Consider the following 13,206-nt stretch of genomic DNA (forward strand, 5'->3'; position numbering starts at 1 on the left):
AAAATGGTCAATTTGCTAAACGGAACGCCCCATAAGGCGCGCTCCATTTTTCACATCGTATTTGTTTAAATCTTGAAACCAACTTGTTCTAAGTGACTCGACAAGTACTGATATCCCATGGTCGCGTAGGTCAATGGATGCGCAATCGCAGGATCCTGCTCCGCCTCCACGACAATCCAACCTTGATAATTGACCGCGTTTAACACGTCAAAAATCGGTGTGTAATCAATGCAGCCATCACCAGGTACGGTATAAACACCATCCAATACAGCGTTTAGAAACGCACTATCCCGATTTAAATTTTCTCGTAAAATGGTAGGACGGACATCTTTACAATGAACATGAACAATGCGTTTTGCGTGTTTCTTTGCCATTTCCAAAGGGTTACCACCCGCAAAGGTGATGTGCCCTGTATCCAATAAAAGCCCCACATTGTCGCTCGTCATGGCCATTAACTTGTCCACTTCTTCGGCCGTTTCAATCACGGTTCCCATATGGTGGTGGTAGGCTAATTTAACCCCCTGCTCCGCCATATAATCCGCCACTTGGGTGATACGCTGCGCGTATTCCGCCCATTGCGCTTCTGTCATACCGGGTCGCTGAGATAATGGCACTGACTGATCCCCGTGGATGCAATTAGTCACTTCGGCAAACACCATGACCTTGGCACCAAGGGTTTTCAATAAGGTCAAATGGTCTTGCATGGCGGCAATTTCTTCTTCCGCACTGCGCTTCATTAATCGCGCGCTGTACCAGCCAGAAACCAGATCCAAATCATGCTCTTTCAAAATGGGCCCGAGCACGGCAGGGTCTCGTGGAAATTTATTACCTAATTCGACGCCACTGTAGCCAGCTTGACGCGCTTCCGTCAGACACACTTCAAGAGGTGTATCGGCGCCTAAAGATGGCAGATCATCGTTGGTCCAAGTCAACGGATTAATGCCAATTCGAACCTTAGAAGCCGTGACTGCATTGTTATTTTTATTCATTTGATTACTTCCCGATTTGATTGCTTCCCAAACTGTCGCAATGAATTAATAAGGCTGTTTCCGCTTCGCTTCTTGATAGCCTTGATGTGCCTCCCACACCTGTTGTCGGCTAGATACTTCTGGCACAGCCACATCCCACCATGCACCACCCTCTTCCGTGCTAGGCATAGGATCCGTATCAATGGCGATCAGATAGGTTTTCTGACTGGCTCGAGCACGTTGTAATGCGGTTTCTAATTCGGCCAAACAAGCGACCTGCTCAGAGTCAGCCCCCAAGGCTTTGGCATGCGCCGCAAAATCAGTTTTTGGCGCCCCCGCTTCGACCGTATGACAGTCTTGTAGCAGGTTGTTAAAAGGTTCACCACCACAAGCATTTTGTAAACGATTGATGCAGGCATAACCACGATTATCCAAAACCACTATCGTGAGTTTTAGACCCAGCATTACCGACGTGGCGATTTCGGAATTCAGCATTAAATAACTACCGTCGCCTACCATAATGATGACATCTCGCTCTGGCGTGGCCATTTTTACGCCCAAACCACCAGCAATTTCATACCCCATGCAAGAAAATCCGTACTCTAGGTGATAACCCAAGTCATCTGAGGTACGCCACAATTTATGCAATTCTCCGGGTAGACCTCCTGCCGCTTGTACTATCGTCGTATTGGCTTGCGCTTGACGGTTAATCACCCCAATGACATTGGCATCGGTAGGCAAATAAGCCGAATCATTGGCTTGTGATGGCAAAGCTGTGGCCTTATCCACTGCAGCCAACCAAGCGTTATTCCATTTTGTAACCTGCGTTTGCCAAGCCGAATCGCTGTGCCATTGCGTCAACTGTGATTCAAGTTCCTGCAAGGTGGTTTTCGCGTCACCCACCAAGGGCAAAGCATTGTGCTTTTCGGCATCAAAGGGCGCACTATTGAGGCTCAACAAGGTACAATCTGGATTGGCAAACAAGGTACGTGATGCGGACGTAAAATCTTGCAAACGTGTCCCCACCGCCATCACCAAATCCGCTTCTTGCGCGGCAGCGTTGGCGGCACTGGAACCGGTTACTCCAACCGCCCCCAAATGCCACGGGTGATCCCAAGGCAAAGCTCCCTTACCGGCTTGAGTTTCACACGCTGGTATACAGTGCGTTTCCACAAAAGCTTGGATTTCTGGTAAAGCTTGGCTGTAATGCACGCCTCCCCCTAACACCATCAAGGGTTTCTTAGCTTGCTTAAGCGCCTCAATGGCCTCAGACAATTGTTGCAAGTCAGCGCGATTACGACGCAGACCATGTACCTTCTTAGTAAAAAAACTAACAGGATAATCGTACGCCATGGTCTGAACATCTTGTGGCAACGCCAGAGTGGCTGGGCCACAAGAAATGGGATCCAGCATGGTATTGATTGCCACGGGCAAACTGGTGATTAACTGTTCTGGCCGATTCATACGATCAAAGTAACGTGACACAGGACGAAAACAGTCATTCACTGACATGCTTGGATCATTAAAATGCTCCACCTGCTGAAGCACAGGATCTGGTGTTCGCGTCGCAAACACATCTCCAGGCAGTAACAACACTGGCAAACGATTCGCCATCGCCAACCCTGCGGCTGTCACCATGTTTAGAGCCCCCGGTCCAATCGACGTAGTGCAAGCCATTATCCGCTGACGTCTGTACTGTTTAGCAAAAGCACAGGCCGCCAATGCCATGCCTTGTTCGTTATGAGCACGAAAGGTGGTAAATTCCTCTTTCACTTGCGCTAATGCTTCACCGATGCCCGCCACATTACCGTGACCAAAAATCGCCCAAGCACCACCGAATAACGGCACTTCTTCACCGTCAATCAAGGTGTACTGCGCTTGCAAATGCTTTACCAAGGCCTGTGCCATGGTCAAACGAATTGTTTCCATTTTTTGCCTCCGTTAACAGGCGATTAAAGTGACTTTCCCGCTTCATTACGCTGACGCCAGTATTCGCTCATCTCAAGATAGTTACTCTTCACTTGAGCCACAAACTCGGCATCGTTAATGTCGTTTCTTAACCATGCCTTAGTGGGCGCCGAGAAAATCGTGCGGCCAATGGCAAACCCTTTACACACATCCTGACCGGCAGCGGCATTAAAGCCTGCTTTTAGCTCTTCTACCGGCGCATCCAACCCCAGTAGCACGACACCGCGACAATAAGGTGCACGTGCCTTGATGATGTCATCAATGTTTTGCCAAGCGGCTTTACTCGGTGAAGGTAACTTCCACCAATCGGGAAACACACCTAAATTGTAGAATCGTTCAATTGAACGAGACAAAGTCTCATCATCAAGATTCGAACCGGCCGGCGGAATAATTTCCAGTAAAAGTTCGTGGCCAGTGGTACAGCAAGCACGATAAAGATCCATGACTTTCTGTTCTTGCTCACTGCGCAAATTCACTTCGTCATCAGGGTGATAAAACACCAAGCATTTCACTATGTGATTGGCAGGCCATGTGGCAATCGCTTGACCCACATTGTTGCCTAACTCAAAGCGCAAGGGACGGCTGCTCGGCATCTCCACTGGGCGAGCAATCCAGTGATCTTTGCTGGTTATGTCATTCAAGACATCTTGTGCAAACGTGCCATCGGCTAAAATACCCGTGCCGCCAACCGTTTCGCCCAAGGTTTGTGAACCCTCACAAGCCGCCTGTAAAATCAGTTCTTTGGCTCTGCTAACACGCGAAATGGGCGCCCCAGCTTCACGACACATATCGACAAATTGACGTCTGTGATCAAATGCCAAAATACACATGTCTTGCCAATCTTTGCCTTCCCCTTGGCGTTCTATGCGCTGGGTGGTCACTCGATGCAGATAATTCAATACAGGGTCCAAATCAGGACGTGAAATGTCATCACGGTGAATCAGGTAATAATCCAATTCTTCCAGACTCGGCATGGCGGGCGCACAACCATGACGCGATACCACAATCGCCCCACATGCATTAGCATAATCACAAGCGTTTTCAGTACTTTCTTGATTGATCCAAGCTCGCAAATAACCACTCAAGAAAGCATCCCCCGCCCCCAATACATTGAGCACATCTACGGTCACGCCATAACGAGTAATGCCTTCATCCAAAGTATCCGGAATCTCACCTTTAAACACAGAACATCCCAAAGCACCGCGTTTCACGACGAGCTCAGCCGTCGAGACCTGACGAATTTGTTTCAAACACTCGATGGTATCTTCACAACCACCCGCAATGTGAAACTCCTCCTCAGTGCCAACAATCAAATCACACAAGGGTAGAATTGACATAATATGCTGCGTAACCGCTTCATCTGAGACAAAGCGATTCTCTCCTTCACCTCGGCCTGTTAAGCCCCAAAGCACAGGTCGATAGTCAATATCGATAATCACTTTGGTGTCATTGGCTTTAGCGTATTCAATGGCTTTACGAGCCGTTTTGTCCGTCGACTCTGTCGAAAAATGAGTGCCCGTAATCAGCAAGGCTTTTGCTGAGGCAATAAAGTCCTCATCAAAGTCCTCTTCTGAGATCGCCATATCGGCGCAATTTTCACGATAAAAAATAAGTGGGAAAGTATCTTGATCTTTAATGCCCAGTAATACCAAGCCAGTAAGGCGGTCCTGATCCGTGACCACATGCGAAACATCGACGCCAACACGTGATAATTCACTGCGAACAAAACGTCCCATATGCTCATCACCAACACGCGTTAACATGGCAGATTTCAGGCCCATTCTAGCGGCACCAAACGCGATATTGGCAGAAGAGCCGCCAAGGTATTTTTTGAAGCTGTTAACATCCTCAAGTGGTGCGCCGATCTGTTCCGAATATAAATCGACTGCCGCACGGCCTAAACAAATGACATCCAAAGTCTTAATTTTCATTACTGATCCCCATCATATTGTTCAATCTTGACCCAAGCATTCCTTCGATGTGATTCAATGACCTGATCCAAAATCACATTCACTTGAGTGGCCGCTCTAAAATCAGGCCATAATCTCCGTTTATTCACTAACCCTTCATACAAATCTCGAATCTCCACGGCTTTCATATCATTAAAGCCAAGCCCATGCCCTGCTGACACACAAAAAGCCTTGTAGTCAGGGTGCTCTGGTCCAACCAGAATACGTTTAAATCCCTGTCTATCTGGTTTATCGCCCGCTAAGTACAATGAAAACTCCGATAACCTTTCTTGATCGAATACGAGACTGCCTTTGGTACCGGTAATCTCAAATGACAAGCCATTTTTGCGTCCCCAAGCCACTCGAGAGGTTTCAAGCGTTCCCTGAGCACCATTCGCAAAGCGCACCATCATATGGGCTTGGTCCTCATTTTCGACCATTCCCATGTCTCTTCCTGACCTGTCATTGGAATCCATTAGCGGACGTTGCTTGTGCACAATTTTTACATCAGCACAGAGCTCTGTGATCGGTCCCATTAGGTGTAATGCCAGTTGCACTAGGTGCGATGCGAGATCATTTAAAGCACCACTACCAGCAAATTCTTGCTGTAAACGCCAACTAAAAGGTAGGTCGGCTTGCGCCAAGTAATCTTCATTAAACACACCTCGAAAATGCACCAGGTCGCCAATGTCGCCTTGTTCAATAAGCTGCTTAATAAATTGTAATGTGGGGTTTTTGATGTAGTTAAAACCAACCAGTGTACTGACACCGGCTAGAGACGCGGCTTCTGTCATGCGTTTCGCGTCAGCTGAGTTCAATGCCAAAGGCTTCTCACTGTAAACATGCTTGCCTGCGGCAATGGCAGCCAAAGCAATGTCTTTATGGAGAAAATTAGGAGCACAAATGTCGATCACGTCAATATCGGAGTCATTGATCATATCTCGCCAATCCCCCGTTGAACGACGAAAACCAAGTTCAAGGGCTTTTTGTTTGGCCAATTCTGGGGTTGCATCTGCCAACATGTCGCAAATAAGAGATTCAGAAGAAATCTCAAATGCGGCCATAGCATTTCGATATGCGATCGCATGAGCTTTGCCCATGTAACCTGAACCGACCATGCCAATTCGTAACGGTTTTGACATTGTTTATCACCTCTTCAAATCGACTGGACACAAACCGCCCCAGTTTTCTTCGATGCCTGTCTGACCCGTGAAGAGACACTTAATGGAATAGACAGAATCCGTGCATCAAAGACATTATTGTTTTTATTTTCTTATGCATTCACTTCAACAACAGAACAATAATAGAATATTTATTTCAAAAAATTCAACAAATAAAAAATATATTTTAATATTCACGTCAAATACACCTCTTTAGGAAAAATGACATTAACTCTTTATAAAACAATTGATTATGAAAACCACCAAAATGAAACATGAAAATCATGAAATTTGATTTTTTAGAATGTAAGTTCTAAGATCACTCAGATAATCATAAACACACCCGTGACATCACCCACGATTAGGAGCGACCTTGTCTGCACCAAACACCCTTGAACAACTTCAACAAACCATCAGTCGAAACTATGAAGGTTTAAGCAAACGTCTCCAACAGGTCGCACGATTCCTATTAGAACACCCTAATACAGTGGCGTTAGAAACGGTTGCCAGCCTAGCTGAGCAATGTGGTGTACCGCCTTCTACTCTAGTCCGTTTTGCCGCCGCCTTTGAATACAATGGTTTTAGTGAAATGCAGAACTTGTTTCGCCAATCATTAGTCGAGCAAACTTCTATTTCGAATTACAGTGAACGCGTCAAAATGAATCAAAACGCCACAGGCGCTGACATTCATGCTGATCAAATTCTAAGTGAATTCAGCCAACGCAACGCATTTTCCATGAGTCACATGCCCCATCAATTTTCACCTGAGATGCTCAGTTCGGCTGTGGATTTATTAGAAAATGCGGAAAACATTTACCTGATTGGGCTACGCCGCGCATTTCCCATTTCCAGCTATTTTGCTTATAGCTTGAGGCATTTAAATAAAACGACTCACCTCATAGACGGTGGCGGAGGCATGTTGGTTGAGCAAGCCAGTAATATTCGTAAAGACGATGTGATCATTGCCACAACCTTCAGCCCATATGCTCAAGAAACTGTGACGGTCAGTGAATACGCTTATGCTGCGGGGGCCAAGGTCATCGCCATTACCGACAGTAAGATCAGCCCTTTGGCCGGCATGTCGGATGTCTGTTTTGATATAAAAGAAGCTGAGGTGTTGGGGTTCCGCTCACTAACGTCTTCGATGACACTAGCGCAAACCTTATTAGTGTCACTTGCGTATCGACTTAATGCCGATGGACAAATGGGCGATACCAAACAAATTGCTTGGAACCACTAACCAATTTGCTTAATGATATTGGACTGACCTTGCGGCGAGGCATCCCGTTTTAAAACCCAGAAAAGGTAGCTCACCACCAGTAAATTGAATATCAGAATGAGCCAGTTCTGAAGGCTAGAATCTTGATAAATCGCATACAGCTCTAATGGGATGTACAAACATCCACTGATAAAAGCAAACCATTCCGTCCAGCGCAAACGGTTCCACAGCCCGTATGCCATGACAAACCGTAAACTGGCGTAGAGCAAGGCAACCAAGGTCACCATAGAAAGATTCTTATCTGACAGGCTCTCAGCCATGCCAATCAACCACTGAACATAATGCCCTTGCTGAGAAATAGACCAATGCGTCATTTGCTCTAATACAAGTTGATGCAAGTTTCGTCCTGATACAACATTCACCAGACAAGCTAGGCCTAAAGCCAATACGCCTTTGATGCCTTCCATTAAGGCCAGTGCGTTTAAACCTTCAAATTTCATCACATCAGCTTCGTTTAAAAAATATCAGCCTAAGACGCCAACATGACAATACTATGATTTGTATGCACTTTTATAAAAAAAGCCAAACACCTTTCCGAGTTTGGCTGATTGAGCACCTTCCTTGTTTTAAAGACAAAAGATCAACTGGCAAGCATCAAGGTTTTCCATGCCAGCATAGACTTATCTGCCATCGCTTTGGTCGTCATTAAATAGCTTTGATAACCCTGTGTAGGAAACACCGTATCCGTTGAATTCGTTGTGTCTGGGGCACCGTGTCCGGAATAGACCGCTTCATTCACCATAATGTCCTGCGCTAATGCATCGTCAAAACCCACTTGTGTCGTCAGCATAGTGTCTGACGTGGTGATGGTAAGATGAATGTGTACCGCACGACTTACATACCAACCAGGGAAGCAGGTCTCAAAATACACAAAACCATTTTGATCGGTTATTTGCACACCACGGAACCAATCATTGGCTTGATAGGTCTCATCACCGTTTGTACAGAAGTCGACCATTTGCATATCACTGCCACTGTAAACACCTAACGGATCACAATGCCAAATATCCACTTTCGCCCCGACTACTGGTTGACAGTCTTCATCCACCACTTTGAACCATAAGCGAACAGGCAAACCATCACGGCCTGCTGAAATATCTTTGCGAAAACGCGTGCGTGAATAACATGGTCCTTCTGTCGTACGCTCACTGACAAGACAAACATTCTCCTGATTGTCTTGTCTCAGAGGGTTTAAATACACCAAATTTGGGTCCATTGCCTGCGTGCCGCCAGTCAGCCATTTGGCATTAGCCGTCGCTTTGCCAGCCAAGAGTTCTCGTGACGGTGGCGTGCCTGGCATACCATTCGGTGGTGGCATACCGCCCGCACCATTGGGTGGCGGCATACCGCCCTCTCCCATAGGTGGACGACCAGGTCTGTGCATGCCTGAACTACGCTCAGATGAAGTACTTGCACATCCCAACAAGCCGATGAAAGGTAAGGTTAGCAAACTGCCTGTCGCATATTTGAGTACCTTGCGACGTGATATATCAGACGCAACAGAAGGTTTTTTAGCCATAATTCTACTCCCTAGGATAATGGCGCATAACATATCGCGATTCATCGTCTGAAGGTATTTTCTATACAGTTTTTTACATTGCTAAGCGCATTGCTTATGCCATAAAAAGCCTCGCGACTTTGCAGAAGCGAGGCTGTTGTTGGGTAACACAAAGGAAAGACAGCGCATGGTACACGCTGATTCCTAGGAGATTAAGCTAGATCAAAGCGATCTAGTTCCATCACTTTTGTCCATGCTGCTACGAAATCTTTCACAAAATCACCTTGTGAATCAGAGCAAGCATACACTTCAGCGATAGCTCGAAGTTGCGAATTTGATCCAAAGACCAAATCAGCACGAGTCGCAGTCCATTTAATGGCACCCGTATGGCGATCACGACCTTCAAATGCCATTTCATCTTCCGATGTTGGCAACCATTGAGTACCCATATCCAATAAGTTGATAAAGAAATCATTTGTTAGCCTTGCTGTGTTATCACTGAAAACACCGTCGGAGGATCCCCCAACATTGGCTCCCAACATACGAAGACCACCCACCAAAACCGTCATTTCTGGTGCCGATAAAGTCAACAACTGGGCTCTGTCTAACAACATTTCTTCTGATGATATTGTGAACTTAGCTTTCTGGTAATTTCTAAAACCATCGACCACTGGCTCCAATACAGAAAAAGAGTCAATGTCCGTTTGTTGCTGAGTAGCGTCACCACGACCGGGCGTAAACGGTACTTGAATATCATAACCTGCCGCTTTGGCGCCTTGCTCCACACCAACCGAGCCCGCTAAAACAATCAGATCAGCCATTGAAATCTGTTTACCACTGCTCTGCGCTTGATTGAATTTCGCTTGAATTGCTTCTAGCTTCGTCAAAACCAATGCCAACTGCTCAGGTTGATTAACGGCCCAATCTTTTTGTGGCGCTAAACGAATACGAGCGCCATTGGCTCCTCCTCGCATGTCAGAACCACGGTAAGTAGAAGCGGATGCCCAAGCCGTTGACACCATTTGCGAAACACTCAAACCGGACTCGGCAATGTTCGCTTTTAATATTGTAATATCATCGGCATCAATCACAGACTGGGTGCTTTCTGAAATAGGGTCTTGCCAAATCAACTCTTCTTTTGGCACTAAAGGTCCTAAATAACGCTCAACTGGCCCCATATCTCGGTGAGTCAACTTGTACCAAGCTCTTGCAAACGCATCCGCTAATTGATCGGGGTTTTCATGGAAGCGTTTTGAGATTTCAGCATAAATAGGGTCTACTTTTAATGCCATATCAGCCGTCGACATCATAGGCGCATGTCGTCTGCTCGCATCATGAGCATCTGGCACGGCGTCAGCTAGAGCACCGGCTTTGGGCTTCCATTGTGTGGCTCCTGCAGGACTCGTGGTTAATTCCCAATCATATCCTAGCAAGGTATCAAAGTATCCGTTGTCCCATTGAATAGGGTTTGGTGTCCAAGCACCTTCTAAACCACTTGAAATGGTATCAACGCCATGTCCAGCACCTTGACTGTTACGCCATCCGAAACCTTGTTCTGCCATCCCTGCGGCTTCTGGATCGACACCAACTTGAGCCGCATCACCTGCTCCATGGGTTTTACCAAAGGTATGCCCCCCCGCAACCAAGGCAACCGTTTCTTCATCGTTCATTGCCATACGAGCAAAGGTATCACGAATATCATGTGCTGATGCTAATGCATCAGGCTGACCATTTGGTCCTTCAGGGTTAACGTAAATCAGACCCATTTGGACGGCAGCAAGTGGGTTTTCTAGTTCACGATCTCCCGTGTAACGCTCGTCATCAAGCCAAGTTGTTTCGGTACCCCAGTAGATATCATCTTCTGGTTCCCACACATCCACTCGACCACCAGCAAAACCAAAGGTTTTGAATCCCATCGACTCTAAAGCACAGTTACCGGCTAGAATCATCAAATCGGCCCAAGAAATTTTACGGCCATATTTCTGTTTAATCGGCCAAAGTAAACGACGAGCCTTATCCAAGTTAACATTATCTGGCCAGCTGTTCAGTGGGGCAAAGCGCTGTGTTCCTGAGGTTGCACCACCACGACCGTCTGCCGTACGGTATGTACCTGCACTGTGCCATGCCATGCGGATAAAGAAAGGGCCATAATGCCCGTAATCGGCTGGCCACCAATCTTGAGAATCCGTCATTAAGGCATACAAATCTTGGCGCACAGCGTCCAAATCTAAACTATTGAAGGCTGCTGCGTAGTCAAAATCCCCCATTGGATTCGATTTTTTTGAATGTTGATGCAGTACTTTTATATTTAATTGGTTAGGCCACCAATCTTTATTGGAGGTACCGCGTCCAGCAGACTGTGTTGCACCAACGGCACCATGATTAAAAGGACATTTGCTTTCGTTCGACATAACCTTCTCCTGCTTGATATGTTCATCGGCATTGACTGACTCAAAGCCATATTGTTTCTTTATATTATTGGAGTAGAGATTGACTCTCTGTTAGGTATATTTATAAGACTATTGATAAATAACATCTAATAAATAAAAACTAACTCTCTGATAGTCTATGAGCAGACTTACCACTAAACTGGCCATAATTTAGTGCATTCAGTGAATCGTTTTTGTTCTTCTCATCAGCAAGATAGAACACAATGATACAAAGTGCATAACCCTAGGGAAGGTGCGAATAAGTCTTCTGAACGTCAGCCTTATCAGAGAAACTGCCTATCACTCTTAACACAGCGCGGCCGTTTCTCTGAAAGACCCGAAGGGCATGGGCTAAGCTCTCTTTATTCTTTGTTAAGCTTGTTGCCAATAGACTGTATTGGACGGCGAAACTTGCCTCGAATAAAAGAGCGTTATTCCCACGCTGCCCCCGACAGAGATGTAGAGGATTAGAGCAACGCAGGAGCGGTTGCCGAGGAACACGTTACCGTAGCCAGTGAACTTGTTCGTTCCTTCCCTAGCAGTCGATTTTTAGGTATTTCACCAACAAGTCATGATAGGTGAAAATTTAACCAAAACTGGTTCATAAGTTGCTTTGTAAATTAAGTAGACCTCACACGCAAAGTCAGAAAATAACGAAAGGAGAGAGTAATGAATCAATCTGATTATCCGTTGACAGAAGTTCCGCTAAAAGCACGTCGAGGGTTATTACCCATGACATTTCTATTACTTGGCTTCACTTTCTTTACCGCCACCATGTGGGCTGGCGGTACGTTAGGTAAGGCTTTTTCCTTCTCAGAACTGATACTGGTTGTTTTTGTTGGCAACCTATTGCTTGGGGTCTATGCATCCTTATTGGCCTTCATTGCTTTTAAAAGCGGTTTAAATAGTGTGCTTATGGGGCGCTTTTGTTTTGGTGAGATCGGCAGCAAATTAGCAGATTTTATTTTAGGATTTACGCAAATTGGCTGGTATGCATGGGGCACCGCCACGCTGGCCATTGTGTTAGTCAAGGTCACCGGCCTCCCTGAGGTTTGGCAAACCCCATTAATGGTTCTGTTTGGTATGGCTTTTTGTATTACCGCCATGATTGGCTTTAAAGGTATGGAGATACTGTCTCGTATCTCAGTCCCATTAATGCTGTTGTTCATTCTGATCAGTCTATACACAGGCTTAGTTGATGTGGGTGGTGTCGCAAATTTATTCGGCATGACCCCAAGCACTCAGCTGAACATTACCGCCGCGATGACCATCGTCATAGGCACCTTTGTCAGTGGTGCAACTCAAGCCACTAATTGGAGCCGCTTTGCGAACAGCAGCAAGGTGGCCATTTGGGCGACCATGGCCGCGTTTTTTATTGGTAATGGGTTAATGGTATTCACTGGCGCATTGGGGACCCTAATCTATCAACAAGCCGATATTGTTGATGTTATGTTGGCACAAGGGTTTGTGGTGTTAGCCGTGTTGATGCTGTTTCTCAACATTTGGACGACTCAAGACAATACCATTTACAACTTTGCTGTGGCTGGCTGCAATTTACTGAGAACCGATAAACGTCGCACTGTCACCTTGGTTGGCGCCGCGATTGGTACGGTACTGGCGGTATTTGGTATGTACCATTACCTCATCCCATTCCTTGTACTGTTGGGCACCTTTATTCCACCCATTGGCGGAGTCATCATGGCCGATTTCTGGGTACGCCACAAAGGACAATATCCATCATTGGAATCGGTTACCCTGCCCGCTTTTCATTGGCAAGGTCTGCTGGCCTATGCCATCGCATCGACGGCTGCTTATTCGTCTCCCATTCTGCCTCCTATTGTTGGCGTCATTAGCGCCATATCCATTTACGCTGTGTTAACCTTGATCACTCAAGGTCAATCTAAAGCCGCCATGAATAACCAATAAGAATGACAAGACCCCTTAATGGGGTCTTA

The 13,206-nt window shown here is 46.2% G+C and carries 9 protein-coding genes; 2 read left to right on the forward strand and 7 right to left on the reverse strand.

Going from position 1 to position 13,206, the window contains the following annotated elements; all coding sequences use genetic code 11:
* Positions 1–65 precede the first annotated feature (65 nt).
* Genes iolE through MAR181_RS11155 form a run of 4 tightly spaced genes read right to left on the reverse strand, consistent with a single transcriptional unit; the run spans position 66 to position 6,027 of the window.
* Positions 66–989 (reverse strand): myo-inosose-2 dehydratase, encoded by a 924-nt coding sequence (gene iolE, locus MAR181_RS11140; protein ID WP_013796692.1) that lies wholly within the window; start codon positions 987–989, stop codon positions 66–68.
* A gap of 45 nt (positions 990–1,034) precedes the next feature.
* Positions 1,035–2,897 carry a 3D-(3,5/4)-trihydroxycyclohexane-1,2-dione acylhydrolase (decyclizing) gene (iolD, locus tag MAR181_RS11145; protein WP_013796693.1) on the reverse strand — a complete coding sequence of 621 codons (1,863 nt, stop codon included), beginning with the start codon at positions 2,895–2,897 and terminating at the stop codon, positions 1,035–1,037.
* A 23-nt stretch (positions 2,898–2,920) separates the two neighbouring features.
* Positions 2,921–4,867, reverse strand: coding sequence for a bifunctional 5-dehydro-2-deoxygluconokinase/5-dehydro-2-deoxyphosphogluconate aldolase (locus MAR181_RS11150; RefSeq protein WP_013796694.1), 1,947 nt, complete (start codon positions 4,865–4,867; stop codon positions 2,921–2,923).
* Positions 4,867–6,027, reverse strand: coding sequence for a Gfo/Idh/MocA family protein (locus MAR181_RS11155; RefSeq protein ID WP_013796695.1), 1,161 nt, complete (start codon positions 6,025–6,027; stop codon positions 4,867–4,869). Before MAR181_RS11155 ends, MAR181_RS11150 begins: the two co-directional genes overlap by 1 nt.
* Positions 6,028–6,418: 391 nt before the next feature.
* On the opposite strand from MAR181_RS11155, the gene MAR181_RS11160 reads away from it, so the two are divergent.
* Positions 6,419–7,285 (forward strand): MurR/RpiR family transcriptional regulator, encoded by an 867-nt coding sequence (locus MAR181_RS11160; RefSeq protein ID WP_013796696.1) that lies wholly within the window; start codon positions 6,419–6,421, stop codon positions 7,283–7,285.
* Here the strand turns inward: MAR181_RS11160 and MAR181_RS11165 are convergent.
* The 3 genes from MAR181_RS11165 to katG all read right to left on the reverse strand — a co-directional run bounded on the left by MAR181_RS11165 (position 7,282) and on the right by katG (position 11,233).
* Positions 7,282–7,764 carry a DUF2127 domain-containing protein gene (locus tag MAR181_RS11165; RefSeq protein WP_013796697.1) on the reverse strand — a complete coding sequence of 161 codons (483 nt, stop codon included), beginning with the start codon at positions 7,762–7,764 and terminating at the stop codon, positions 7,282–7,284. The two genes, MAR181_RS11160 and MAR181_RS11165, sit on opposite strands and share 4 nt — an antisense overlap.
* Before the next feature lie 140 nt (positions 7,765–7,904).
* A complete protein-coding gene (locus tag MAR181_RS18095) occupies positions 7,905–8,843 on the reverse strand; it encodes a dioxygenase family protein (protein WP_013796698.1) in 939 nt (312 codons plus the stop codon).
* Positions 8,844–9,034: 191 nt separating this feature from the next.
* Positions 9,035–11,233, reverse strand: coding sequence for a catalase/peroxidase HPI (gene katG, locus MAR181_RS11175; RefSeq protein ID WP_013796699.1), 2,199 nt, complete (start codon positions 11,231–11,233; stop codon positions 9,035–9,037).
* A 687-nt stretch (positions 11,234–11,920) separates the two neighbouring features.
* On the opposite strand from katG, the gene codB reads away from it, so the two are divergent.
* On the forward strand, positions 11,921–13,177 hold the full coding sequence (gene codB, locus MAR181_RS11180; protein WP_013796700.1) for a cytosine permease: 1,257 nt from the start codon (positions 11,921–11,923) through the stop codon (positions 13,175–13,177).
* Positions 13,178–13,206: the final 29 nt, after the last annotated feature.

The organism is Marinomonas posidonica IVIA-Po-181 (assembly GCF_000214215.1).
Classification (GTDB): domain Bacteria; phylum Pseudomonadota; class Gammaproteobacteria; order Pseudomonadales; family Marinomonadaceae; genus Marinomonas; species Marinomonas posidonica.